Source organism: Sulfitobacter sp. 1A15258 (assembly GCF_043557045.1).
Classification (GTDB): Bacteria; Pseudomonadota; Alphaproteobacteria; order Rhodobacterales; family Rhodobacteraceae; genus Sulfitobacter; species Sulfitobacter faviae.
On sequence record NZ_JBIFFK010000004.1, the window covers coordinates 59,491 to 84,010 of the forward strand.

General features: G+C 62.5%; 19 protein-coding genes and 1 tRNA gene. 8 read left to right on the forward strand and 12 right to left on the reverse strand.

What is annotated here, in order from left to right; all coding sequences use genetic code 11:
• Window positions 1-103 precede the first annotated feature (103 nt).
• The 4 genes from ACGYK9_RS09900 to ACGYK9_RS09915 all read left to right on the forward strand — a co-directional run bounded on the left by ACGYK9_RS09900 (window position 104) and on the right by ACGYK9_RS09915 (window position 3,803).
• A complete protein-coding gene (locus ACGYK9_RS09900; protein ID WP_394410712.1) occupies window positions 104-838 on the forward strand; it encodes a TVP38/TMEM64 family protein in 735 nt (244 codons plus the stop codon).
• Window positions 835-2,256, forward strand: a complete 1,422-nt coding sequence (locus ACGYK9_RS09905) for a dihydrolipoyl dehydrogenase family protein (RefSeq protein ID WP_394410709.1) — start codon at window positions 835-837, stop codon at window positions 2,254-2,256. Before ACGYK9_RS09900 ends, ACGYK9_RS09905 begins: the two co-directional genes overlap by 4 nt.
• A gap of 8 nt (window positions 2,257-2,264) precedes the next feature.
• A complete protein-coding gene (locus ACGYK9_RS09910) occupies window positions 2,265-3,650 on the forward strand; it encodes a sensor histidine kinase (protein ID WP_394410706.1) in 1,386 nt (461 codons plus the stop codon).
• Window positions 3,651-3,726: 76 nt separating this feature from the next.
• Window positions 3,727-3,803, forward strand: a tRNA-Arg gene (locus tag ACGYK9_RS09915).
• Window positions 3,804-3,841: 38 nt separating this feature from the next.
• On the opposite strand, the gene ACGYK9_RS09920 is transcribed toward ACGYK9_RS09915, so the two are convergent.
• The 7 genes from ACGYK9_RS09920 to ACGYK9_RS09950 all read right to left on the reverse strand — a co-directional run bounded on the left by ACGYK9_RS09920 (window position 3,842) and on the right by ACGYK9_RS09950 (window position 8,940).
• Window positions 3,842-4,483, reverse strand: a complete 642-nt coding sequence (locus ACGYK9_RS09920) for a 2-hydroxychromene-2-carboxylate isomerase (protein ID WP_394410703.1) — start codon at window positions 4,481-4,483, stop codon at window positions 3,842-3,844.
• 128 nt (window positions 4,484-4,611) lie between these two features.
• Entirely contained in the window at window positions 4,612-4,755 is a 144-nt protein-coding gene (locus tag ACGYK9_RS09925; RefSeq protein WP_394410701.1) for a hypothetical protein, read from the reverse strand.
• 159 nt (window positions 4,756-4,914) lie between these two features.
• The gene (locus ACGYK9_RS09930) at window positions 4,915-5,412 is read right to left on the reverse strand and encodes a GAF domain-containing protein (RefSeq protein ID WP_394410698.1); all 498 of its coding nucleotides are present in this window, start codon (window positions 5,410-5,412) and stop codon (window positions 4,915-4,917) included.
• Complete coding sequence (locus tag ACGYK9_RS09935; RefSeq protein ID WP_394410695.1) at window positions 5,409-6,164, reverse strand: ABC transporter ATP-binding protein; 756 nt, start codon at window positions 6,162-6,164, stop codon at window positions 5,409-5,411. The genes ACGYK9_RS09930 and ACGYK9_RS09935 overlap by 4 nt, the downstream gene beginning before the upstream one ends.
• Window positions 6,161-7,000 carry an ABC transporter ATP-binding protein gene (locus tag ACGYK9_RS09940; RefSeq protein WP_394410816.1) on the reverse strand — a complete coding sequence of 280 codons (840 nt, stop codon included), beginning with the start codon at window positions 6,998-7,000 and terminating at the stop codon, window positions 6,161-6,163. The genes ACGYK9_RS09935 and ACGYK9_RS09940 overlap by 4 nt, the downstream gene beginning before the upstream one ends.
• Window positions 6,994-7,899 (reverse strand): ABC transporter permease, encoded by a 906-nt coding sequence (locus ACGYK9_RS09945; protein ID WP_394410692.1) that lies wholly within the window; start codon window positions 7,897-7,899, stop codon window positions 6,994-6,996. Before ACGYK9_RS09945 ends, ACGYK9_RS09940 begins: the two co-directional genes overlap by 7 nt.
• A gap of 9 nt (window positions 7,900-7,908) precedes the next feature.
• The gene (locus ACGYK9_RS09950; RefSeq protein WP_394410689.1) at window positions 7,909-8,940 is read right to left on the reverse strand and encodes an ABC transporter permease; all 1,032 of its coding nucleotides are present in this window, start codon (window positions 8,938-8,940) and stop codon (window positions 7,909-7,911) included.
• A 206-nt stretch (window positions 8,941-9,146) separates the two neighbouring features.
• Here ACGYK9_RS09950 and ACGYK9_RS09955 point away from each other — a divergent pair, with 206 nt between their 5' ends.
• The 3 genes from ACGYK9_RS09955 to ACGYK9_RS09965 all read left to right on the forward strand — a co-directional run bounded on the left by ACGYK9_RS09955 (window position 9,147) and on the right by ACGYK9_RS09965 (window position 12,593).
• Window positions 9,147-9,755 (forward strand): helix-turn-helix domain-containing protein, encoded by a 609-nt coding sequence (locus ACGYK9_RS09955; protein ID WP_394410813.1) that lies wholly within the window; start codon window positions 9,147-9,149, stop codon window positions 9,753-9,755.
• Window positions 9,756-9,807: 52 nt separating this feature from the next.
• The gene (locus ACGYK9_RS09960; protein ID WP_394410686.1) at window positions 9,808-11,397 is read left to right on the forward strand and encodes an ABC transporter substrate-binding protein; all 1,590 of its coding nucleotides are present in this window, start codon (window positions 9,808-9,810) and stop codon (window positions 11,395-11,397) included.
• Window positions 11,398-11,486: 89 nt separating this feature from the next.
• A complete protein-coding gene (locus ACGYK9_RS09965) occupies window positions 11,487-12,593 on the forward strand; it encodes a M24 family metallopeptidase (protein WP_394410683.1) in 1,107 nt (368 codons plus the stop codon).
• A gap of 81 nt (window positions 12,594-12,674) precedes the next feature.
• Here the strand turns inward: ACGYK9_RS09965 and ACGYK9_RS09970 are convergent, their stop codons facing one another.
• The 5 genes from ACGYK9_RS09970 to ACGYK9_RS09990 form a co-directional block, all read right to left on the reverse strand.
• Window positions 12,675-13,403 (reverse strand): hypothetical protein, encoded by a 729-nt coding sequence (locus ACGYK9_RS09970; RefSeq protein WP_394410680.1) that lies wholly within the window; start codon window positions 13,401-13,403, stop codon window positions 12,675-12,677.
• Between the two features lie 225 nt (window positions 13,404-13,628).
• Window positions 13,629-19,370, reverse strand: coding sequence for a hypothetical protein (locus ACGYK9_RS09975; RefSeq protein ID WP_394410677.1), 5,742 nt, complete (start codon window positions 19,368-19,370; stop codon window positions 13,629-13,631).
• A 119-nt stretch (window positions 19,371-19,489) separates the two neighbouring features.
• A complete protein-coding gene (locus tag ACGYK9_RS09980; protein ID WP_394410674.1) occupies window positions 19,490-22,123 on the reverse strand; it encodes a beta strand repeat-containing protein in 2,634 nt (877 codons plus the stop codon).
• A gap of 58 nt (window positions 22,124-22,181) precedes the next feature.
• Window positions 22,182-22,694 (reverse strand): hypothetical protein, encoded by a 513-nt coding sequence (locus ACGYK9_RS09985; protein ID WP_394410671.1) that lies wholly within the window; start codon window positions 22,692-22,694, stop codon window positions 22,182-22,184.
• A 418-nt stretch (window positions 22,695-23,112) separates the two neighbouring features.
• Window positions 23,113-23,733, reverse strand: a complete 621-nt coding sequence (locus ACGYK9_RS09990; RefSeq protein WP_067267389.1) for a response regulator transcription factor — start codon at window positions 23,731-23,733, stop codon at window positions 23,113-23,115.
• 251 nt (window positions 23,734-23,984) lie between these two features.
• On the opposite strand from ACGYK9_RS09990, the gene ACGYK9_RS09995 reads away from it, so the two are divergent.
• Window positions 23,985-24,467 carry a molybdopterin-dependent oxidoreductase gene (locus tag ACGYK9_RS09995; protein ID WP_394410668.1) on the forward strand — a complete coding sequence of 161 codons (483 nt, stop codon included), beginning with the start codon at window positions 23,985-23,987 and terminating at the stop codon, window positions 24,465-24,467.
• The last annotated feature ends 53 nt before the right edge of the window (window positions 24,468-24,520 follow it).

Sequence of the window (24,520 nt, forward strand, 5' to 3'; positions counted from 1 at the left end):
AAGTCCCATCAAGCGCGCGTGAGGAGCCTGTTCCCGCGCCCCGCTTCACGCCATCATTGAGGAAAGCGAAATTGGTCTGATGCAGGCCCAAGGAAGTGTGAAAATGAGCCGCAATGACCAAAGTAAACCCGCGCTGATGCGCTATCTGCCCCTTGCGCTGATCGCCGTCATCGCGGCCATCGGGGCCTTTACCCTGCGCGATTACCTGAGTTTTGACGCGCTGCGTGACAATCGCGAGGCGCTGATCGCCTTTCGCGACAGCAACTACCTGCTGACCGCGATGGTCTTTGTCGCCGCCTATGTGGTGATCGTGGCTTTCTCCCTGCCGGGGGCCACGGTGGCCACTTTGACGGGCGGCTTCCTCTTCGGGCTGTTTCCGGGCGTGCTTTATAATGTCAGTGCTGCGACCTTGGGCGCGGTGGTGATCTTTCTGGCCGCGCAATGGGGCCTTGGCGCACGGTTGAAAGACCGGATGGACGCCTCTGAGGGCATGGTGCGCAAGATCAAGGCGGGGATCGACGACAACCAGTGGTCGATGCTCTTCTTTATCCGGCTGGTGCCGGTGGTGCCCTTCTTTGTCGCGAATCTCCTGCCGGCCTTTCTGGGCGTGCCGCTGTTTCGCTTCGTGATCTCGACGTTTTTCGGGATCATGCCGGGGGCCTTGGTCTTTACCTCGGTGGGCGCAGGGCTAGGTGCGGTTTTCGCCCGGGGTGAGTCGCCCGACCTCGGGATTATTTTCGAGCCGCATATTCTATTGCCCATTCTGGGCCTTTGCGTGCTGTCGCTGCTGCCCGTGGCGATCAAGACATTTACCGGTAAGAAGGATCTGCTGAAATGACCAACCGTATCAAGACCGACGTTCTGATCATCGGCGCAGGCTCTGGCGGGTTGTCGGTGGCGGCGGGGGCCGTGCAGATGGGCGCGGATGTGACCCTGCTGGAAGGGCATAAGATGGGCGGCGATTGCCTGAACTATGGCTGCGTGCCCTCCAAGGCGCTGATCAAGACCGGCAAGACCGCCTATACCCAGCAACACAGCGCGCAATACGGGGTGGAGGCCGCCGCCGGGGTGGTCGACTACGCCGCTGCCAAGGATCACGTGGCCGATGTCATCTCGCAAATCGCGCCGGTCGATTCGGTTGAGCGGTTCGAGGGCTTGGGCGTGCGGGTGATCCGCGAATACGGGCGTTTCATTTCCGATAAAGAGGTGCAGGCGGGCGACACCATCATCGCCGCGCGGCGCATCGTCGTGGCCACCGGCTCCTCCCCGCTGGTGCCGCCGATTCCGGGGCTGGAGGATGTGCCCTATGAGACGAATGAGACCCTCTTTGATCTGCGCGAAAAGCCCGAGCATCTGATCATCATCGGTGGCGGCCCGATCGGGATCGAGATGGCGCAGGCCCATGTGCGGATGGGCTGCAAGGTCACCGTGATCGAAGGCAGCCGCGCGCTTGGCAAGGATGACCCCGAATTGTCCGAGGTGGTGTTGCAGACCATGCGGGACGAGGGGGTGGTTTTCGAGGAAGGCAGCGATGCGGCCAAGGTCAGGGGTGCGGCGGGGGCGATCACGGTCGAGACCAAGGATGGCCGCGTGATCAAGGGCTCGCATCTGCTGATGGCCGTGGGGCGCAAGAGCAACATCGACCGGCTCGATCTGGATAAGGCCGGGGTGGAGACCACCAAGGCAGGCATCAAGGTCGACGACAGCCTGCGCAGCAGCAACCGCCGGGTCTATGCCATCGGCGATGTGGCAGGCGGGCTGCAATTTACCCATGTGGCAGGCTATCATGCCGGGGTGGTGATCCGCTCGATCCTCTTTGGCCTGCCGAGCAAGACGAAGCTGCACCATATCCCATGGGTCACCTATGCCGCGCCGGAACTGGCGCAGGTGGGGCTGACCGAAGCGCAGGCGCGCGAAGAGCATGGCGACAAGCTGGAGGTCGTGCGGTTCCATTACAACCACAACGACCGCGCGATTGCCGAGCGTCAGACCAAAGGGTTCATCAAAGTCATGGTGGTCAAGGGCCGCCCGGTTGGGGCCAGCATCGTCGGCCATCAGGCAGGCGAATTGATCACCCTGTGGTCGCTTGCGCTGGTCAATAAGATGAAGATGAGCCAGATTGCTGCTATGGTTGCCCCTTACCCCACGATCTCGGAGATTAACAAACGCGCGGCGGGGGCCTATTTCAGCCCGCGCCTGTTCGAAAGCGCTCTGGTCAAAACGGTGGTGCGCGCCGTGCAGCGCCTCTTGCCCTGAGATCGCCCATGATCCACTCGCTTTCTGGCCGCCTGCTGATCCTCACCACCATCTTTGTGATGCTGGCCGAAGTGCTGATCTTTGTCCCCTCCATCGCGCGGTTCCGCGAGGAATATATGCTGACGCGGTTGGAGCGGGCGCAGATCGCGTCGCTGGCGCTTTTGGCCGACGATATGCTCGACCCGGAGTTGGAAGAGGAACTGCTGCGCAACGCTGAGGTGTTCAACGTGGTGCTGCGCCGGGATGAGGCGCGGCAATTGGTGCTGGCGTCGCCCATGCCGCGCATGGTGTCGCAGACCTATGATCTGCGCGATGCCTCGGCGACGGTCTTGATCCGCGATGCGATGCTACGGCTGTTCCGCCCGCGGAACGAGGTGGTCCGCGTGATCGGCGCGCCGGTGCGCGAAGCGGGGCTGCTGATTGAGGTCACGATGGAGACAGCGCCCATGCGTGTCGCCATGCTCGACTACGGGATTCGCATCCTCATCCTTTCGGCGGTGATCTCGGTCATCACGGCGGTGCTTTTGTTCTTTGCCATGCGGGCCTTGCTGCTGAAACCGATCAAACGGGTGGCGGGGCATATGCAGCGCTATGCCGCCGCACCCGAAGATGCGCGGCGGATCATTGAACCCTCCGCCAGCGTGACCGAATTGCGCGAGGCCGAAGAGGCGCTTCAGAAGCTGCAAACCGACCTCACGCAGGCGCTCAAACAGAAAGAGCGTTTGGCCCAATTGGGCAGCGCCGTCAGCAAGATCAGCCATGATCTGCGCAACATCCTCACCTCTGCCCAACTGTTCACCGACCGGATCGAAATGTCCGAAGACCCGACCGTGAAGCGCATGGCGCCCAAGCTTGTGGGGTCGATCACCCGGGCGGTGCACCTATGCGAATCGACGTTGGCCTTCGGCAAGGCCGAAGAGCCGGGGCCGACGCTAACGCTCATGCCGCTCGAGGAACTGGTGGAAGAGGTCATCGACGGCGAGCGTCTGGCCGATCCCGAAAGCATCGTGCGCTTTGCCGCTGATATTCCCGCGAATCTCACCGTGCGTGCGGACCCTGAGCAAATGTACCGCGTGCTGGCCAATCTCATGCGCAACGCCCGGCAGGCGATCACCGCCACCGGCAAACCGGGCGAGGTCTATCTGCGGGCCGAGGATATGGGCGAGGCATGGTGCATCACCGTCAGCGATACCGGCCCCGGCCTGCCGCCCAAAGCGCGGGAGCATCTCTTCACCGCCTTTCAGGGCGGGGCGCGCAAGGGTGGCTCCGGTTTGGGGTTGGTAATCGCCTCCGAACTGGTGCGCGGCCACGGCGGCAGCCTTGCGCTGCGCAACAGCGGGCCGGAAGGCACGGTTTTTGACATAACACTGCCCAAGGGGGACGGCGCCCTGTAGATTTTTGAAGAAAATTGCATTTCCTTGAAACGAGGGCTTGCAACTCCCCGGGGCTAAGACTAAACCCCCGCTCAGTGGACCGATAGCTCAGCTGGATAGAGTACCTGACTACGAATCAGGGGGTCGGGGGTTCGAATCCTCCTCGGTCCGCCACTACCCAAAATTGAAGAACACGGCGCTTTTGGGGCGTCTTATCCGTCTCGCGGCGGGTTGTAGAAGCCCGTGTCGCGGTAGGGCTGGTCAAAGGCGTGGTCCATCAGTTCCAGATGGTCTTGGCCGTAATACATGTCACCATTCAGAAAATAGCTGGGCGAGCCAAAGATGCCGCGGGCGATAGCTTCTTTGGTGTTTTGCGCGTGGATTGCCTGCACATTCTCTTCGATCGCCCGTGCAATCAGCCCGTCGCAGTCGGGATCGACCGCTTCAGTCGCGCGGCGCAGATGCTCGGGATTCGCGAGATCGATATCATCGCGCCAATGGGCCTGAAGAATCGCGAAAGAAAGCGCGTCGACATCCCGCCCTGCCTGAGCGGCGGCGATCAGGTAGCCGTTTGCAAGGTTCAGCGGGTTGTCGTGGTGGGTCGGGCGGTGGTTGAGAATCTCCAGCCCGCGATACTGCGCCCAACGCTCAATCTCTCGTCCAAAGAAATAGTCTATGTAATGGGGCGTGAAGCCGCGGAAGTGGTCCACACGGCCTGAGGCGATCACGGGGGTGAGGTCAAAGGGACGATGCACCAGCCGCGCACCGCGGGCCGCGCAAATCTCCAAGAGCTTGCGATGCCCCAGATAGGCGTAGGCGGAATGGGCGGAATAGAAATATTCAATGGTGTCCAAGGTCGGCTCCCTCCGGTTTTGCCAGCATCATGGCGGAAACCGACGGGGAGACAAGGACGGGGGCCGAAAGCCGAGTGCGGAATAGCGGGGGGGGCCCGTAACGGGGCGCTTCTAACCGCGATGACGCCTCAATACCGGCGGTTATGCAATCTGTTCGCGCGGGGCCGGGGCGCGATGGCGCGGACCTTCCGAGGCTGGGGGCGTTGCTTGGCCATGAATGCCAGTGCCGCCACCGCGGCCATGATCAGGATCAAGAGTTCGTAAGTCCACATGAGCCATTCCTCCTAGGGCATGTTCATAAGGTTAACCTTAGCGATGCCCAATGGGTTCCGTTTTGGCCGGGATGGTGGCGGCCTTTGGCCGGGGCCGCAAGTCAAAAAGGCCGCCGCATTTCTGCGACGGTCTTCTTCCGGCAGTGCCCGCTCCGGGCGTCAGCCCATTTGCCGCACCACGGCCATGGTGGCGATGGCGGGCAGAGTCAGCCGCGCTTTGACCTGTTCCACGCGGGTGGGGGTGTAGTAGCCCTCTTCGTGCAGGATGTTGACCGTGGCAACCATCTTGCCACCGATGATGATCGGCAGGTTCACGACCGAGGCGCAGCCCAAACGGCCGATCAGTTCCGCATCGGGAAAGACCGCGTCGATATCGGCCAAGGTGTTGGCTACAAAGCATTCCTGCCGCCCGTGGACCTGTTCGAACCAAGTGTCGATGGTGATCTCTTTGGTGCCGGAGGTTGGGTAATTCTCGGCGTCGTCGGTATAGACCCGCCGCGCCAGCATCGCGTCCATATCCGCTGTCATCACGGTAAAGAGTTTGGCCCCCGCGGTGGCCTTGGTCAGCGCGCAGAGCGCGTCGAAGGCCTGTGTTTCGGTGGTCGCCTGCTCAAGCGCTGTCTGAAAGCGTTGCATTGCGTCGGTGGTATCGGTCATGGGGCTTCCTTGCGGTCTGGATTGCCGCCCGAGGCGGCGTAGAGGGCTTGGGTATAGGGATCGGTAAAGCTGCCGTCATGCAGCGCGCTGGCCGGGGCGATCTCGACCACCCGGCCTTTGTTCATCACCGCCATGCGGTCGCACATGAAACTGACGACGGGCAGATTGTGGGTGACCATGAGATAGGTCAGCCCCTGTTCGCGGCGCAGCCGTTTCAGCAGGTTGAGGATCTCCGCCTGAACCGAGACATCCAGCGCTGAGGTCGGCTCATCCAGCAGCATCACCTTGGGCTTAAGCATCAGCGCGCGCGCGATGGCGACCCGTTGCCGCTGCCCGCCGGAGAGCTGATGCGGAAAGCGGAAGCGGAAACGTTTGTCGAGGCCGACGGCCTGCAACATCTCCACCACGCGGGCGCTGCGATTGCCAAGCCCGTGGATCATCAGCGGCTCGGACAGCACGCCGTCCACCGTCTTGCGGGGATGGAGAGAGGCATAGGGGTCTTGGAACACCATCTGACACTGCCCGGCAAAGGCGCGGTCCACCTTGTGACCACGCGGCTGGCCGAGCACGGAAATCTCACCGGTCCAATCGGGGGCCAGCCCCGCGATGGCCTTGAGCACCGTGGACTTGCCCGAGCCGCTTTCGCCCACCAGCGCAAAGCTTTCGCCCTCGGCCACGTCGATATTCACCCCGCTGACCACCTTGGTTTGCCCATAGGAGATGTCGAGGTTCTTGAGTGTAATCGCGCTCATGTGCCGCTCCATGCGCTGCGGTCGAGGACGGGCAGTTCATCGCGCGTCTCTTCCATTTTCGGAACCGCGGCCAAAAGGCCCTTGGTATAGGGATGGCTGGCCTTGTGCAGGTCGGCGGCGGCGCAGCTTTCCACCACCTGACCTGCGTGCATCACAAGGATCCGGTCGCAATAGCGCGCCACGAGGTTGAGGTCATGGGAGATCAGGATCAGCCCCATGCCGTGGTCGCGCACCAGCTCGTCGATGAGGTCGAGCACTTGCGCCTGCACGCTCACATCCAGCGCCGAGGTTGGCTCGTCCGCGATCAGCAGATCGGGGCGCGGTATCAGCATCATGGCGATCATGATGCGCTGGCCCATGCCGCCTGAGACTTCGTGCGGGTAGAGGTCGATCACCCGCTCGGGCTCGTTGATCCGCACCGATTGCAGCATTTCGATCACCCGGGCCTTCACATCGCGCCGGGCGAGGCGTTCGTGGGTCAGCAGCGCCTCGGCGATCTGCGCACCCACGGTCATCACCGGGTTCAGCGAGAACTTCGGGTCCTGCATGATCATCGAAATCCGCGCCCCGCGCAGGTGGCGCATTTGTCTTTCCGACTGGCTTTGCAGGTCGATCCCGTCAAAGCGCATCACATCGGCCTGTTGCCGCCCCGGATGACGCACCAAACGCAGGATCGCCCGCCCGGTCATGGATTTGCCCGAGCCGCTTTCGCCCACGATGCCAAGCCGTTCGCGACCGAGGGTGAAGGACAGCCCTTTGACTACCTCAACCCGGCCCTTGGGGGTGGGGAAGCTGACGGTGAGGTTTTCAAGTTCCAGCAGGGGCGCGGTCATGATTTGTCTCCTTGTTTGGGGTCGAGCACGTCGCGCAGCCCGTCGCCCAAAAAGCAAAAGCCGAGCGAGACAAGGATGATCGCAAAGCCGGGCATCGTCGCCACCCACCATTGATCCAAGATGAAGGCCCGCCCGCGCGAGATCATCGCGCCCCATTCCGGTAGCGGCGGCTGCGCGCCGAGGCCGAGGAAGCCAAGGCCCGCGGCGGTCAGGATGATCCCCGCCATATCCAGCGTCACCCGCACGATCATCGACGAGGTGCACAGCGGCAGCACGTGCCGCGTGATGATCCGCCCGTGCGACGCGCCGAGCAGGCGCATGGCCGAGATGAACTCGGAATTGCGGAAGGTCAGCGTCTCGGCCCGGGCGATACGCGCATAGGCGGGCCATGAGGTGATGGCGATGGCGATGATGGCATTCTCGATCCCCGGCCCGAGGGCGGCGACAAAGGCCAGTGCGAGGATCAGCTTGGGCATGGACAGGAACACATCCGTCACACCCATCAAGACCCTGTCGGTCCATCCGCCGAAATAGCCCGAGATCGCGCCGATCAGCAGCCCCAGCGGGGCGGCGATGACAGCGACCAAGGCCACGATCATCAGGGTGATCCGCGCGCCATAGATCACGCGGCTGAAAATGTCGCGCCCCAACTCATCCGTGCCCATCCAATGCGCCGCCGAAGGCGGCAGCAGTCGGGCGTCGAGGTTCTGCCCCAGCGGGTTTTGCGGCGCGATCCAAGGCGCGAAGAGCGCGGCCAGGATCAGCATCAGCAGGATCACCGCCCCCACCACCGCTAGCGGATTGCGCAGCAATTGCAGCAGCATGCGATAGGCGTTGCCCATATTCGCCTGCAATTTCGAGGCGGGGGAGTCGTCCAAAAGCCAGTTTCTTGCAGTGGTCATGACGGCCTCCTAGCGGCTGCGCGGGTCAAGGATGCGGTAGAGCACATCCGAGAGTTTGTTGATCAGGATGAAGACCGCGCCGATCACCAGCGTCGCCCCCAGCACGGCGTTCATATCGGCGTTGAGCAGCGCCACGGTCAGGTAATTGCCGATGCCCGGCCAGCTAAAGACCGTCTCGATCATCACCGACCCTTCCAGCAGGGCGGCGTAAGACAGGCCGATCACGGTGATCAGCGGCACGCGGATCGGGCGGAACCCATGCACCCAAAGCACCCGCCATTCGGCCACGCCCTTGACCCGCGCGGTGGTGATGAACTCTTGGCCCAGTTGGTCCAACATGAAGCTGCGTGTCATCCGCGCGATATAGGCGAGCGAGAAAAACCCGAGGATCGCGGCAGGCAGGATCAGGTGATCCAGCGCGTTCCAGAAGATGTCCCACTCACCCGCAAGGGCCGAATCTACCAGCATCAGCCCGCTGCGCGGCGCAACCATGCCTTCGTAAAAGATATCGACACGGCCCGGCCCTGCGACCCAGCCCAGATTGGCGTAGAAGATGACAAGTCCGACAAGCCCCAGCCAGAAGGCGGGCACCGAGTAGCCCAGCAGCGCGAAGACGCGGATGATCTGATCCACCCAAGTGCCTTGCCGCGCGGCGGCCCAGACACCGCAGGGCACGCCAAGGCCGATGCCAATCAGAATGCCCAGTGTCGCCATCTCCAACGTGGCGGGAAAGACCTTGGCGAGGTCCTGCGCCACGGGCCGGTTGGTCGAGACGGAATGCCCGAGGTCGCCTTGGAACACATCGCCGACATAGGAGAAGAATTGCATGATCAGGGGCCGGTCCAGCCCCATCGCCACGCGGGCGGCGTCATATTGTTCTTGGGTCGCACGGTCGCCGACCACGGCCAGCACCGGATCAATCGGAATGACCCGCCCGATGAAAAATGTGATCGCCATCAGCCCGATGAAGGTGAGCAGGGTCACCACCGCAAAACCGCCGAGAGAGGAGACCCCCTGCGCCAGCCTGCGGGCTTTTGTCATATTCGTATTCACGGGCCACGCCCTCCCTTCCTTCGCCGATGCCATTGATAAGCAAGCCATTTCCTGCGCCGACATGCGGCCTCAGGGTGCGGTGGCACCGTTCTGGATGCTTTATGCATAAAACAAATTTCGCCATTTGCAAAAATTTTTTTGCCAGACAAAATAATTTTTTGTAACGTCGGCGCAGAACAGGGGAGATGACCAAGATGCCGCGCGACAAAGCCAAGCCCGAGCCGAACCTCGGTGCCGCGATCCGCAAAAGGCGCAAGCAAATGCAGATGACGCTGCAAATGCTCTGCGACAAATCCGGCGTGTCGATGGGCTATCTCAGTCAGGTGGAGCGGGGCAATGCCACGCCGTCGCTCGGCACGCTGGCGCAGATCGCCGATGGGTTGGATGTGGCTTTGGAATATTTCATCGCCGCGCCCAAACCCTCGGACGGGCTGACCCGTGGCAATGAGCGCACGCAGTTCGCGCTGGCCAATTCATCACTCACCTATGAAAGCCTTGCCGCCACTTTCCCGGGCGCAGAACTGTCGAGCTATCTGCTTCACGTCCCGCCCGGCTACGAATCCGAGACGGTGAGCCATGAGGGCGAAGAGATGGTCTTTGTCCTTGAGGGAGAGATCGAGCAGACCCTCGACGGGCAGAAATTCCGCATGAGCGCGGGCGACTGTCTGCATTACAGCGGCCAGCTTCCCCATGCTTGGGCAAACCGAACCGACACGACTGCGCGCATCCTCTGGACCGGCATCTTGACGGTGCTGAACCGGGCAGGGGCCATCGAGCTGCCTGAACTGATCAAGAAAGCCTAGGCGCGCTGGGCAAATGACATTCCAACTTCAACGATCCAACAAGGAGACAATCATGAAAACACTTAGATCAACCCTATTGGCAAGCGCGCTGGCGCTGCCCTTGGCGGCGCCGCTGGCCTTGGCCGATACGCCCGAAGGCGTGCTGGTGGTTGCGCAGAACATCGACGACATCGTGGCGCTCGACCCTGCGCAGGCCTATGAGTTCACCTCCGGCGAGCTGGTCACCAACCTTTACGACCGTCTGGTGCAATATGACGCCGAGGACACCACGGTGCTCGCACCCGGGCTGGCCTCTGACTGGGAAGCCGATGCCGAGGCCAAGACGATCACCTTCACCCTGCGTGACGGCGCGACATTCGCCTCCGGCAACCCGGTGACCGTGGATGACGTGCTGTTCTCTTTCGCACGCGTGATCAAACTGAACCTTACCCCGGCCTTCATCCTGACCCAACTGGGATGGACGGCTGAAAACATCGACCAGATGGTCACCGCCGAGGGCAATACCGTCACCGTGAAATACGACGGCGATTTCTCCCCGGCCTTTGTGCTGAACGTGCTCGCCGCGCGTCCCGCCTCCATCGTCGACAGCGTGCTGGTGAAAGAGCATGAAGTCGACGGCGACATGGGCAATGCTTGGCTGAACGAAAACTCCGCCGGTTCCGGCCCCTTCAAGCTGGACCGCTATGCGCCCGCGCAGATGGTTCGGATGAGCGCGAATGAAGGCTATTTCAACGGCGCCCCCGAGATCGACAGCGTGATCATCCGCCATGTGGCCGAATCCGCCACCCAGCAGTTGCTGCTTGAGAAGGGCGATATCGACCTTGCGCGCAACCTGACGCCGGACCAGATCGCCTCGATCGACAACGCGGAGATCAAGGTCGAAACCTACCCGCAGGCGGCGGTGCATTTCCTGTCGTTCAACCAAAAGACGGACAGCCTGACCCCGCCCGCCGTTTGGGAAGCCGCCCGCTATCTGGTGGATTACGAAGGCATGACCAATTCGATCATCAAAGGTCAGATGGACGTGCATCAGGCCTTCTGGCCGAAAGGTTTCCCCGGCTCGTTCGACGAGACGCCTTTCACCTACGATCCTGAAAAAGCGGAGCAAATCCTCGCCGATGCCGGGATCGAGACGCCGATCACCGTCTCGCTCGACGTGATCAACGCGGCGCCGTTCACCGATATGGCGCAGTCGCTTCAGGCGAGCTTTGCCGACGCGGGGATCAACTTCGAGATCCTGCCGGGCACCGGCAGTCAGGTCATCACCAAGTACCGTGAGCGCAGCCACGAGGCGATGTTGCTGTACTGGGGCCCCGACTTCATGGACCCGCATTCCAACGCCAAGGCCTTTGCCTATAACTCGGACAACTCGGACGTCTCCTATGCCGCGACCACCACATGGCGCAACGCGTGGGCCGTGCCGGAAGAGCTGAACAAGCAGACCATGGCGGCGCTGTCCGAAGCCGACCCGGAAAAGCGGCTCGAGATGTACCGCGACCTTCAGAAGAATGTGCAAAAGGACTCGCCCATCGTGATCATGTTCCAAGCGGCCTATCAGGTGGCGATGGACGAGGCCGTGACCGGCTATGTGAACGGCGCGACATCGGATTTCGTCTTCTACCGCTTGGTGGAAAAGGACTGATCCCCCTTTCTTGATCTCTGCGCGGGCCGGTGGCCCGTCTTTCGGCCCGCGCATCCCAATACCCCTTTTGAATACCAAGGTCTTTGCCCATGTCCGCTTCCTCCCCCTTCGATACCCGCCTTGCCAACCTGCGTGCGCGCATGGCCGAGACGGGCACCGATCTTGTTGCCCTCGGCCCGTCGAGCCATATGGCGTGGCTATCTGGCGTGCACCCGCATGGCGACGAACGCCCGGTGATGCTCTTGGTCAGCGCCGATTACGCAGGGTTTCTGATGCCCGCCCTGAACGCCGCCGCTGCGCGCAAAGACACCGATCTGCCGTTTCATGCATGGAGCGACGATCAGGGGCCGGAGGCCGCCTTGACCGAACTGCTTGACGCCTGCGGCGCTACGGCCCCCGGGCTCTCGGTGGTGCTGGATGAGACCATGCGCACCGATTTCGCCCTGCGGCTTCTGGATGCGCTCGATCATCCGCGACGCCGCTTTACCGATGACACCGTCGGTCTGTTGCGCGCCAGCAAGGACAGCGAAGAATATGCCGCGATCAAAGCCGCGCATCTGTTGAACGACAGCGCCGTTCGGGCCGCTTTCGCCGCGCTGAAAGAAGGCATTACCGAGCGTGAGGTCGTGGCGCTGATTCAGGACCATTACAAAGCCAATGGCGCGGGCCTTGAATTCTGCTCGGTCGGTTTCGGCGAATCCGGCGCTTTCCCGCATCACTACCCCGGCGATACGGCATTGGCCCAAGGCATGGCCGTGCTGATCGACACCGGCTGCCGGTTGAACGGCTACCCCTCCGACATGACCCGCAGCGGCTTTTTCGGCACGCCGGATGCCGAGTATGAGGAGGTTTTCGCCACGGTCGAACGCGCGGTGCAGGCCGCGCTTGATGCTGCCCGCCCCGGCGTCGCGGCACGCGAGATTGACCGCGCCGCACGCGATGTGATCACGCAGGCGGGCTATGGCGAACACTTCCTGCACCGCACCGGCCATGGCCTTGGCATCGACATCCATGAGCCGCCCTATATCGCCGCGAATTCCGATGCGGTTCTGGCCGAAGGCAATGTCTTCTCAATCGAGCCGGGCATCTATTTGGAAGGCAAATTCGGCGTGCGTCTGGAAGAGATCGTGATCTTGCGCGCCGATGGGCCTGAAATCTTCTCGGAAATGCCGCGCGAGATGCAGCGCCGCGGCTAAAAAGGTGGCCAAAGCGGCGAAAATACGCGCGCTTTGGCCTGGAGGGAGACGGAGAGAGGGAGAAGAGAGTGGGGCGCGCGGTCAGGAGGTGCCGCGTGCCGTGTTTTCAAAGATGCTTTTCATATGGCTGTCGAATTCGTTCCAAGTGATGACAGCCCGGTTGCCCGCATGGCCGTGATAATAGGACCGGCCCGTCGAAGTGGGCAGCCCGGCCCAGATGCGGGCGAGGTTTTCCATGAAACGATGGCGGCTGATCTTGCCCTTCATAAAGGGGGTGAATCCCGCATCTTCGAGCAATAGATCGGCCAGCAGGTCTTGGACCTGCGGGGTAAACCGGTCGCTCTTGCTCAGCCCCGCTTCGGCGACGAGCGTTTTCAAAGTGTTGGGGATGAACTGGTAGCGCCCGATGGCATGGGGCTGGCCGGGGGTGGCCTTGATCCAGCGATAGATTTCGCCGATGGTCATGCTTGTGGGGCGCTTGGGCGGCTTGATCCGCGCCCCATGCTGCACCGCGTCATAGCCTTTCGCGCCCGCCTCGGCAGAGGCGATGACATGGCGCACCGCCGCCGATGGGCCGCCGCGCGGGGGCAGGGTCAGTTTGCGGCGGGCCTGTGCATGTTTGACAGGCGTCTGGATCATGGCCCGGTTGAGGTGGATCCGCGCATCCGAGGCGGAGGGCGACAGGGCGAAGTTCAGGCCGGTCACGGCGATTTTGCGGCTGTCGAAACGGGCGAAATCATTTGCATTTGCCGCGCCGGAGAGGGTGGCGGCGATCAGGCAAAAGGCAGTGCTGGCAGCGAGCTTTTTCATCGGAGTTTCCCATCGGGCTGGAGGTTTGCATTGTCCCTGATCATGCGCCTCTAAAATCGATATTTCATTAATGCGGACAGCTAGTTAGTGTCTCGAAAGGATAGTCGGCCCGGCGCTTGGAATAGGCCGGGTCGACTATGGAGCGACGCCGCGCTCTGAAAGAGAAATGAGCCACGTTCCAGATGCGCTTGGAACGTGGCTCTCCCTCGAGGCTGAGTCTCCCGGTCAGCTCCCGAGGAATTGGTCGAACTGGGTCCAGAGTGAGTTGTCCAACAGCAGGTTGAACCGGAAATAGAACCCTTCGTCATAGAGGCTGCTTTGCCCGGCCACCCGGCCACGGGCCTTGTTGTAGCCGAGTGCCAGCAGGACACCTTCGCGCGGGGTGAAGCCAAACTCGGCGCCGATCCCGTTGGAAGAATTGCCCTCGCTGTCCCACAGATGCGTGGCGTTGAGGCCGAGTTGGAAACGGTCGTCGCCGAATTCGTAGTTCAGGCCGCCTTGGATCAACTGCGTGGTGGTATTGGCCCGCGCGCCGGCATTGGTGCCGATCTTTTGGTACTGGCCAGCATATTTGCCGTTGATGCGCAGGTCGGTGTCGATCTCGTAATTCGCGTCAACCGACCACAGATGCGTTTCCGTGCTGGTGTGTTTTTCTTCCAGCCGGTGCTCGTACCATGCCAGCACATCGAGGCGCGCGTTATCCTTGGGGCGATAGGCCGCGCCGATGCGGGTGCGCATGCGGCGGGAGTCTTCGCCATCGCGGCGGTCGAGCGCGGCACGGCTGCGGGCCAGAACGGTCAGCTCAGGGGTGACATTGCCCGCGATGCCAAAGCTGGCGTAATGGGTCTTGCCGCTCTCTTCCCAAGTGGTTTCCAGCTCGGCATCACCGACCCAGTCACCATCCGCCGATTCCCAGCTTGTACCGATGGCGAAGGAGGTGAGCTCTCCGTCATTGGTCTCAAGGTTGCGCGAATGCTCAAGGTCGGCGCGCAGATTGGTGCTTTCGTTGATGTCCCAATCGACCGACAGGCCCTGAACCATGGTGGTGTCGCTGGTGCCGCTGGCCTTGGTCATCTCGGTCCGGCCGGTGACCCATTCGTTCATCGTATAGGTGAAGCCATAGGCCGCGCGGGTGACCAGAGCGTCGCTGCCGAACTGAAGCTCGATCTCGTTATAGACGCGCCAGCCGTTCTTGGGCTCGTCGTAAAGGCCGAGGGTCAGTTCGGTGGGGGCGTCACCGCTGAGCGGGGCGCGCAGCTTGGCCTCGATCACGGTGCCGGGGCGGGCCGCTGGGGTCCAATGTGCGCCGAGGATCAGGGCGGTGTCGGTCTCGCTGCCGCTGGCGGTGCGGTCCCGGCTGTACTCAAGGCCGATCTCGCCGCGCAGGGTCTTGCTCAGATGCCGGGAATAGATCGCGTCCACGGTCAGCCGCGTGCTGTCGTTGATCCGGTCGCGGGTGTATTCCGCGCCAAACGCGATGTCGCTGCGCCGGTCGATCTCTTCGCCATAGCTCAGGCGGACCTGCGTGGTGCCGGGGCGGGCCAACCCGCCTTGAGCGTAGAAGTCGCGGCCCGTGTGGATCGCCTCGAAAGCGAAGTGGCGGGTTTCGGTCTTCAGCTCATAGGACAGGCGCGCAGCGTTGTCCTTGTCGCCCATGGCGTTCTCCGACCGGGCCACCTCGGCCTCCCACAGCCCGCCTTGGCGGTCTTCGTGCTGGAGATAGGCAGAGTGCATCCGCTGGCGGGCCGCGTTGCCCAAGGGGGCGTCGGCATGGACCGCACGCGCGCCGACAGAGGTCCGCTCGGACAGGGCATAGTTCACCTCACCACCGTAGAGCCAGTAGGCCTCGGCACCTTCGGCTTCGACCTCATAGGTCACGCGGATCGACACGGGGTTGCCGTCAAGGTCGAACTGGCGCACGGGGCTGTCGAAGGTGATGGTGTTGCGGAAGAAGTCGAGCAGGTAGTCGGTGCCGCGCAGCAGGGGCGTGGCCGACAGGATATCGCCGCCGTCCTCGTCCCGCACGAGGATCTCCACCCGCTCGGACCCTTGCACATAGCCGCTCAGGTCAAGGTCATAGGGGCCAGAGACACCGCGCCCGCGGATTTCCTGAATCTGCTGCTCCTGCGCCGTCCGGGCGGCGAAGACGGTGACCGAGACGCGGTCGTTCTCCCAATGGCCCTTGGCGCCGGTGGCGACACGTTGCAGGCCGCCCAGTTTCAGCGCGCTGGCCTCGGGCGCGATGGCGATATCGCCGTAGAGCACATAGGAGCGGCCTTTCTCTACCTTCACGAAGAGGTTGGACGAAGATTGCGCATCGGCCCCGCGTTCGGAATTGTCGCCGTAGACGGGGTAGTATTCCTCTCCCCGGATGTCGCGGAACAGGCTGTCTTCGGTGTCCCGGTCCGAGCTGTAGCGCAGGGTCAGCAGGGCGTCGCCACGGATCACCCCTTTGAGGTACAGCTCACCCCGGATCCCGGTTGTCGTGTCTTCGAAAGCGCTGATGCGGTCTTCTTCGATGACGTTACCTGCATCCCCGCTCAGCGAAACCGCGCCTTCGATCACACCGATCAGCACACGTTCGTTCAGGTCGGGGGTGAAGGTCACCCGCGCCTCGGCCTCGCCAAAGGAGGAGCGCACGGTGATCAGATCGGGGCCGGAGGCCTGCGGCGGGATCAGGTTGAAGGTCGCCTCGCCATTGTCGAGATAGGCCTGCACGCCGGGCGCGCTGCTGCGGATGTCGGTCACATCCCAAAGCGACCGGCGGGCGGCGAGGGTCACGGTGCCCGATGCGGGCACCGGGCGGCCCCCGGCGTCAAGCACGCGCACCACGACCGGCACCACCGAGGCGGGATTGGCCGAAGCGGTTTCCGGCATCAGGATCTCGATCCGGGCAGGTTTGCCGGGGGCAGTCAGGCGCAGCTCTTTGCGGACGCGTTCGATGCCGAAACCATCACGGCCCACCAGCGTCAGCACATTCTCGCCCGAGGCCAGTTTCACGGCCACATATTCCAGCGCCTGCACGTTGTTCTTCGCCAGATTGGTGCGTTCGCCCACCCGGTCGCCGCCCAGCTCGCGCCCGTTCACCAGAAGCGACAGCGTGAGATCGGCCTTGCCCTTGATCCGGATGTTCTGTGTGGCGCGGGTGACAGACGTGTCTTCGGCAAAGTCGACAAAGCCCGGCGCGCTATCGAGGTTCTGGATCATGCTGTCGAGCGATTGACGCTGGGCCGAGGCACGCGCCGCTTGCGCGACAGAGGAGGGTTCACGCCCGGCCTCTTCGCTTTGTGCCGCGATCATGCCGGGGGTCAGCTGGGTGGTGGTGGCGATACCAGCCTCACCGCGCACGGAGCGGGTGCTGCTGCGCTGGCTGTCGATCGGCAGATCGGCTGAATTCATGCCGGGGGTCTGACGTTTGCCGGCGAAATGGTCGCGGCGTTTGCCGACTTCCTCAAGCGCTTCGGGGGTGCATTGGGCCACGGCGAAGTTCTCGGTCCGCAACTCGCCCTTCTTCAGCGGCACGATGCGCGAGCCACCCCGGCGCAGATCGTTGGTGCGGGTCACCTGCACCGCGGTTCCGGCGGGCAGAGTTTCGGGCTGCACGAGGAAGGCATGTGTCACCGGGCGCATGCCGTTGAGCGAATAGGCGCCATTGATATCGGTCACCACAAAGTGCCCTTCCTGGGTCACGATGCGCACACCGGGAATGCCGGGTTCATCCTCAACGCGGTCGCGCAGACCGTTGCCGTTGCAATCCATGAACACGGCGCCCAGCACGGTGCCTTGGCGTGCAAAGACACCCCCCGAATTGTCGAGCCGGACCATGGCGCGCGCGGTCTGCGATTGTTGCAGCGTCCCGGTGCCCGCTTGGCGGCCCGATAGGATGGCGGTGTTCTCGTTGCGGCCTTCGCGGGCGGCGGCAGAGAATTGCATCACATAGGACAGCTCATGGCTCGACAGCGGTTCAAGCATGCCCACATCAAAGCGCAGGTCGCCGTTGCCGATCTCCTGCGGATCGCCCAGCAGCTCACCATTCAGGGTTACCGTGCCGGGCACGAGGTTCACGCCATAGGCAGGCCGGTCAAGGATTTCGCCACCGATCAGCGCTTGGTGCATGTTGTTGGTGAAGCTCAGTGTATAGGTGACGAATTCACCGTGACCCACGCGGTCGAGGTCGGCGGCTTTGTCCAGCGCCAGCGGCGTGCCATAATTCGGATCAACCGGGATGTCGGAGACGAACAAAGCGCCGCCTGCGTGTCTGAACGCGCGGCCCCAACCGGCATCCATCACATTGCGGCCCATACCGGCATAGTCCAGACGCGCGGAAGGGAAGATCCATGCGGGCGCGTCCATCACGGCATAGCGGTAGTCGCCTGCGGGCATTTCGGTGAAGGTGAAAAAGCCGCGCTGGTCGGTCTGGGTGCGGGCCATTTCGTTGCCCGAACGGGCATCGACAAGCGCCACGGCCACGCCGTCAATCGGGGCGTTGGTGACGGAGTTGAACAGAAAGTTGCCGGGGTTGATCATCAGATCGTCCTCAAGCACCGCGCTGTCGCAAGAGGCTGTCGCGATGAAGCTATCGCCAAAGTCGGTGGCCATGACCTGATCCCCGGCCACGGCGGGCGACATCTGCGCCATCGGCAGTGCGGGGGTGAGGAAGACACCGGTGTTGGCCCCGGTCTCGGTCGCGATGATGGTTTCCACATCGCCGGTCAGCATGCTGCGGATGGTCACCGCCGTGCTGTCGACTTCGGTGCTGATGTTGCAGGCGCCCGAGGTGAGGCGCAGGCGGGTGTCGCTGCCCGGCGTGCCATAGGGCTGGTCCACGCCGGTCTCGGGGTGTTCAAAGACCAAGGTGCCGACCGTCTCTGTATCGCGGTCATAGACCACGGTGTTGGAGGCCAAGAGCAGGGTGCTTTCTTGGTTGTTGTAAAAGGCCGAGGCGGTATTCTGCACCTCTACCTTGCCCAGGTCGGCAGGCACCCGCACCGAAAAGCTGGGATCGGTCGCATGGCCGACGGCGTAGTCGCCCTCATGAAAGAAGGCCACCGCATCCACCTCATGGGAAAGCCCGGCCGGGGCGACGCTGACGTAGTGGTGGTCAGGCGCGCCGCGCATGTGAACCAGCGCGGTCATGGTGCCCGAATCCTGCACCGCGTGGAACACGGTGTTCAGTGGGATCGCATCGCGCAGCAAGACACCGGTCCGGGGCGTGCCGTCGATCACGATCGGCTGGCCTTCGATCTCGGGGTAGCCAAAGGCGTCACGCTCGGAATCGTTGCGCAGCCGCAGGGTGTAGGTGATGAGCGCGCCCGCGTCACTCTCGGCGACGACCTGCTCTTTCGAGACTTCGAGCCCGCCTTCCTCAACCCGCGAGACGCCCATCGCGTCGTCGGTCAGGCTTTGGCCATCCTCGGTCACGGCAGATGCGGTCAACATGCTGGCGAATTGGGTGCTTACGGGGGTCTCGGCAGAGATGCGGAATTCATAGATCAGCTGCAACCGCTCGCCCACGGCGAGCATGAAGGGCGCGGACATATCGAAGGCGCGGTCTTCGGTGTCGATCAGGCCGTTGCCGTTCAGGTCAGGGAAGAGCGATTGGCGCGACATCATTCTGGCGCTGCCTTGCTCGCCGATGCTGACCGATGTGGAAAGCGGCACGTTGCCGCTGTTGATGACGTCGAAATGGTAACGGCCAAAGGCACCGCGGGTCAGCAGAAGGTCGGAGTAGCCGGTCACTTCCAGCCCGGGAACCGCGGCGACTTCGGCCCGCACGGGGTTCGAGAAGACGCGTTCCATGATGCCAAGGGAGGTGTTGAAATAGCTGACTTCTGCCACGTTGCGGATGAAAGACCCACCGGGGGCCGGGGCGGCGGTGGCGGTCTGGGGCAGAAGGCTCAGGCCCAGTGCGGAGGCGCTGATCAGGGCCAGAGCCGAGCGGGCTTTAGACATAAGGAAACTGCGCATCAGCTTGCTCCTGTTGCGATCCCTGGGAAGGGAGTGAAAAATGGGGGAGACGGAAACGGGGGGAGGAGGGGGCGCCCCCGGGAGAGCATCGCTCAGCCCGGGGGCGCCCGAGAGGTCGCTTAGTCGTCGACCCGCACGGTGAACTCTACCCGGGCAAAGCCGCCGGGAAGGATCGTGCCATGCGTGCTCGATACGTTGGTCGAGGTGACGGTGGCCGTGCTGGTGCCCGGGAACAGGCTTTCAGGGCAGGCGCCGCCACAGTCCGTGATCGCGGTATAGGCCGGGGCCGCGTCCGTGATGATCACATTGTCCGCCGCAGAGGCACCTGTGTTCTCGGCTTCGACCATGTAGCGGATGCACTGGCCGGGCTCGACATCAAGACGTGTCTTGGTGAAGGTGCCCACGGTGCCATCGCAGCCCGCGTCGATGTACTGATACTTGCTCAGTGTGACATCGCCCGAGATGATGACCACGCGGTCTTCGACGGCGTTGTTGGTCTGGTCGATATCGGTCCCGACACCGTTCAACGTGTTGTTGATGGTGATGGTGCCGACTTCGGACACACCTTGGGTGGCTGTCGAAGGCGTCTGCACACGGTAGATCAGCGAGATGCTGTCGCCCGGGGCAAGGCCGTTGACACCCGGCGAGACACCGTCGGTCAGGTCATCGAAGTTGTCGATCACCGGTTCGGACGGATCGATCACGCCGTTGCCGTTCTGATCCCAGAAGATCGCACCGGAGAAGTTGGTCAGACCCGATTGCGTGATCGACGCCTCGGTGATGGCCACGTTCCCTTCGTTCGAGATGGTGTGGAGGATGTCCACGATACCACCCGGCGAAGCCTGCGCGCTTTGGTCTTCGATGATCTTCACGTCATAGATTTCATTGACCGTGACTTGGTTGACGATCCGGTCACCTTGGCCCGAGACGGAAGAGACGACCGCGACGTCGACCAGCGTGTCACCCGGCAGGGCGCCATCGGCTGGCGTGATCACGGCGCGGATGGCCTGCGATGCGCCTGCGGGGATGGTGCCGGTGTTCGACACGATCGAGCCGTCGGGCAGCTGGAACTCAACCGTCCAGCCTGCGGGCAGGGCCTGATCCAGCGACAGGTTGAAGCTGTCCGAGGTGGGGCCGTTGTTTTCGACCAGCATCTCGAAGACAACCGGTGCGCCCGGGTCTGTCGACTGGGTGACCCATGGGTTGCCACCGTTCGTCGGTGCCGCGCCATCGCCTTCGGAACCGACGACGGCGTTCTCAAGATCGACCGAAGCCGCAAGCACCGCGCCGGTGAATTCGGCAGTCGACACATCGCTGACGCCGGAGTTGTCCGAGGTCGTTGTGATGACGGCGGTGTAGTTGGTGGTGGCGGTCGGTGCGACATCGGTTGGCAATGTGGCGATCAAGGTCACCTTGGCGCTGTCACCGATACCCAAGGGACCGACAGAGCCGACCACCGGTGTGATACCGTCGGCGCCCACAAAGCGGAAGGTGGTGCCAGCCGGGAAGTCGCCATTGGTCACGTCGAGGGTCAGGCTGTCCGGGCTGTTGGAGAGGTTGGTCAGCACGAATTCCTGACGGATTGTGCCGCCCTGATAGACATCGCCGGATTCCGTGACGACATCGTTGTTGGCCGCGTCATCGTCGGTGGCCGAGGCAATCGCCGGGTTGGCCGTGCCGTTGGAGTTGATCGCCGTATCAGCAACCGCCACCGCATATTGGTTGTCGACGGTGACAGAGGCGGTGTTCGATGGCGGGAAGGCCACGCCGTCAACGTCCTGGGTCGCCACGTTGGTAATGATGCCCGCGTTGGCGGTATCCGCGATCACGGCGCGGAAGGTCACCTCACCCGAGCGGCCAGAACCGACAGAGGAGATCAGGAAGTTGACGTTCTGCGCGTCGTCATAGTCCCAAGCGATGGTCTCGCCAGAGCCGTTTGTCGTGTCGACCACGGTGGAGCCGTTGTTATCGTCCAGCGGTGTGGCGGAGTCAGACCAACGGGCCGAGCCGGGCACATAGGTCAGGCGACCATCAAGCACGTCCTGCACAGAGTAGTTGTTGGCCGCGGCCAGACCGGTGCTGGAGTAGGTCAGCGTGATCGTTACCGTATCGCCTGCGTCGATGATATTGGGGTTGCCGCCCGAAGCCGGGTCCGCGGTCATCGATTTGACCAACTCGACAATCGCGTCGTTGGAGATTGTCAGCGTGTCTGTGTTGGTGCTCAGCACCGTGCCGTCGAGGGTCGAGGCCGCTGTGACGGTGATCGTGTCGGAACCGGTGGCCGTGGAGGCGACGGAGGCTTCGATCACGATGCCGAACTGCTCACCGGGGGCGAGGGTCGGTGTCTCGGTCAGCGGGGTGGCGCTATCGGCCACGCCGTCCATGTTGGCGTCGGGGTAGAAAACCAGCTGCGAGGTGTCGAGCGTGCCGCTGTTGGTCTCAACCGCGGTCAGTGCGAAGGCATCCGGGCCGTTACCATCGTTGGTGATGATGTGCGGCAGGAACGCCTTACCGCCGGGGGCGATGGTTTCGGTGTTGTCGGAGGTCAGGGTGACGCCGGCAACTTGCTGAACGACTGTTTCAACGGTGTTGGAGGTTACCGTGATCGTGTCGCCCGCGGCGTTGGTATAGGTCGCCACGGCTTGGTTGCCGATGACAGAGCCCGCTTCGGGTGCCGCGAAAGCGACAGTGCCGATCACGGCGGTCAGAGCAACGGCGCTTACGGAGCGCAGGAAGGTTGTTTGGTGTTTCACGTTAATATTCCCTAGTTCTATAGTAGTTGGAGAGAGAGTGGAGAGAGAGGCGCCGGGATTAGTTCAGGCGCACGCGGTAGCTGTTGAAGGCGGAATCGCCTGCTTCGAGCGGTTCGGAGAGGGTCCAGCGCACGGCGGCAACGGCCTCTTCAGGGAGCGGCTCTTCGGTCATGTTGCCATCGGCATCGACGACCTTGCGGATGGCGGGAACGGTCGACCATTCCAGCCCTTCCTGTTCGGGGTCCATCTCGGCCTGGACTTCAAAGACCGCGGCGACAGAGGTCACTTCGGCACCCAATGTGATAGAGACGCCCTCGGGGACCGGTGCGGCGATGACGAGCCCTTCCATGGCGCCGTCGGTCATGTTCTGGTGACGCAGCTCATAAGAGATGACCTCGCCCGGGCGGACCGTCTCACGCTCTACGAGGACTTCTTCGCCCTCGGCATTGGTTTCCACCACGCGGAAGGAGAATTCGCTCGTGAGCGCGTCGGCGGCAGCCGCGAAACCCGCGAGCGACAAAGCCGTGCTCGCGATGATTGTCTTGGACAATTGGGAGATATGGATACGCATCTAGTAGTTCCCTTGTTGGCCGGTGAAGAGCCGGCGATTGCAATGAACGGACACGCTCATTGCGTTGTCCTGTTCTCATCTTCGGGGAACCGGATACCGATATCATCTGAGCGAACGGTTAACTCGCTGAGCCTGTGGTCAGGCGCTTAGCCGAAAGGATAGGTGGCCCTATCAGGTCGCGCCGCGGCCTATCATTTGGCGCGGAAATGGGGCCGGGCGCGGGCTCCGCAGATGGTTAATTTTGCTGGGAAAAATGGGGCTTCCGAATCTTTGATTCGTCGCGGGCCGCTATAGGCCGAACGCAAAAACGCCCGCACGAGGCGGGCGATTATGGTTTACGCTCAGGGGGAAATCGGGGGGCGCTACAGCGCACGCGCTGGGCCGATGCCGGGGGTGGTTCAGGGGTGTGAAACGGGCCTCAAACGAAGCCCGCGTCGCGCGCAATGATTGCCGCATCGGTACGATTCTTTGCGTCCAGTTTTCGGCAAAGTGTTTTGACATGCAGTTTGATCGTCACTTCCTGCAGATCGAGGTCGCGGGCGATCTCTTTGTTGGACTGCGCGTTCATCAATCCGCGCAGCACTTGGCGCTCCCGCTCGGACAGGGATTTCTCGAAATCCGTCTCTTCGGGATTGTCCTTGCCCGACATGAAGGTGACCGGGGCATAGGTCTCTCCCGCCGCCATGAAACGCACAGCGTTGACCAGTGACTTGGCGGGCAGTGTCTTGGGCAGAAAGCCGATCGCCCCCATTTCGAGCGCCTGTTCGGCAATGAGCCGAGTGGCAGTGCCGGAGATGAGCCCGACCGGGCGACCCTCATTGATATCAAGAACGGTTTGCAGACCCTGCAAGCCCTTCATGCCGGGCATCGTGTAATCCAGCAGCACCAGATCGTAGGGCGGCTCTGATTTGATCTTGTCCAGCGCTCCGGCCAGATCGCTCGCCGCTTCGGTGACAGTGGCCCCATCCGCATCAAGAAACATGGCGATGGTCTCTCGGACCATGTCGTGATCATCGGCAATTAAAATACGCAAAGACATAATAGATCTCCTGAAGCCAAAATGGCCGGCGTTCTCTAATTGGTAGAGTGTGCCCTTTTCAAAAGAAAGATGAAAGCCCAAGGGGAAAGGGGGGCAAAGGCATGCGCCGCTATCCTTTGGTATGGCAATGCGGGGCGCGCGGGGACAGGCGCACCTATCCTTTGGTATAGGGGGGATGCGCTTCTGCGCCTTCGCGCCTGTCATTCGGGCAGGGTATGGTCAGGTCACAACGCCAGATAAGGAAATTTGACATGACCTTTCAGTACCTCAGCAAGACCATCACCGCGGCCGCCCTCTCTCTGGGCCTTGCGTCGGTGGTTGCCGCTCAAGACGAAGAGGCCGTGCTTGAAGTGACGCTGGCCGAGGAAACCCATAGCTTCACCCTCTCAGATCTCAAATCCATGCCTGTCTCAAGCTTTGAGACAGCGACGATCTGGACCGATGGCACGCAGGCATTCGAAGGCGTGTCGCTGAAAGACCTCTTTGAGACGCTGAACGTCGAAGAAGGCACGATCACCGCGACGGCGATCAATGACTATGCGGTGGAAATCCCCATGTCCGACGCGGTCGAAGACGGGCCGATCATCGCCTACCATACCAATGGCGAGGAGATGTCGCGCCGGGACAAGGGGCCGCTTTGGGTGGTCTACCCCTATGACAGCGACATCGCCTATCAGACGGAACTGGTCTACAGCCGGTCGATCTGGCAGCTTGACCGAATTAGTGTCGAGTAACTGACAATGGCGCAGAGGGCTTGGATGAACGACGCAGGAAAATTCGGGCCCGC

Coding starts and splice junctions, on each gene's coding strand:
- ACGYK9_RS09910 (WP_394410706.1), top strand. CDS start 2,265: ATGATCCACTCGCTTTCTGGCCGCCTGCTGATCCTCACCACCATCTTT.
- ACGYK9_RS09950 (WP_394410689.1), bottom strand. CDS start 8,940: ATGACAAAAGCCCGCAGGCTGGCGCAGGGGGTCTCCTCTCTCGGCGGT.
- ACGYK9_RS09970 (WP_394410680.1), bottom strand. CDS start 13,403: ATGAAAAAGCTCGCTGCCAGCACTGCCTTTTGCCTGATCGCCGCCACC.
- ACGYK9_RS09960 (WP_394410686.1), top strand. CDS start 9,808: ATGAAAACACTTAGATCAACCCTATTGGCAAGCGCGCTGGCGCTGCCC.
- ACGYK9_RS09955 (WP_394410813.1), top strand. CDS start 9,147: ATGCCGCGCGACAAAGCCAAGCCCGAGCCGAACCTCGGTGCCGCGATC.
- ACGYK9_RS09965 (WP_394410683.1), top strand. CDS start 11,487: ATGTCCGCTTCCTCCCCCTTCGATACCCGCCTTGCCAACCTGCGTGCG.
- ACGYK9_RS09925 (WP_394410701.1), bottom strand. CDS start 4,755: ATGTGGACTTACGAACTCTTGATCCTGATCATGGCCGCGGTGGCGGCA.
- ACGYK9_RS09990 (WP_067267389.1), bottom strand. CDS start 23,733: ATGTCTTTGCGTATTTTAATTGCCGATGATCACGACATGGTCCGAGAG.
- ACGYK9_RS09935 (WP_394410695.1), bottom strand. CDS start 6,164: ATGAGCGCGATTACACTCAAGAACCTCGACATCTCCTATGGGCAAACC.
- ACGYK9_RS09975 (WP_394410677.1), bottom strand. CDS start 19,370: ATGCGCAGTTTCCTTATGTCTAAAGCCCGCTCGGCTCTGGCCCTGATC.
- ACGYK9_RS09930 (WP_394410698.1), bottom strand. CDS start 5,412: ATGACCGATACCACCGACGCAATGCAACGCTTTCAGACAGCGCTTGAG.
- ACGYK9_RS09995 (WP_394410668.1), top strand. CDS start 23,985: ATGACCTTTCAGTACCTCAGCAAGACCATCACCGCGGCCGCCCTCTCT.
- ACGYK9_RS09905 (WP_394410709.1), top strand. CDS start 835: ATGACCAACCGTATCAAGACCGACGTTCTGATCATCGGCGCAGGCTCT.
- ACGYK9_RS09945 (WP_394410692.1), bottom strand. CDS start 7,899: ATGACCACTGCAAGAAACTGGCTTTTGGACGACTCCCCCGCCTCGAAA.
- ACGYK9_RS09900 (WP_394410712.1), top strand. CDS start 104: ATGAGCCGCAATGACCAAAGTAAACCCGCGCTGATGCGCTATCTGCCC.
- ACGYK9_RS09985 (WP_394410671.1), bottom strand. CDS start 22,694: ATGCGTATCCATATCTCCCAATTGTCCAAGACAATCATCGCGAGCACG.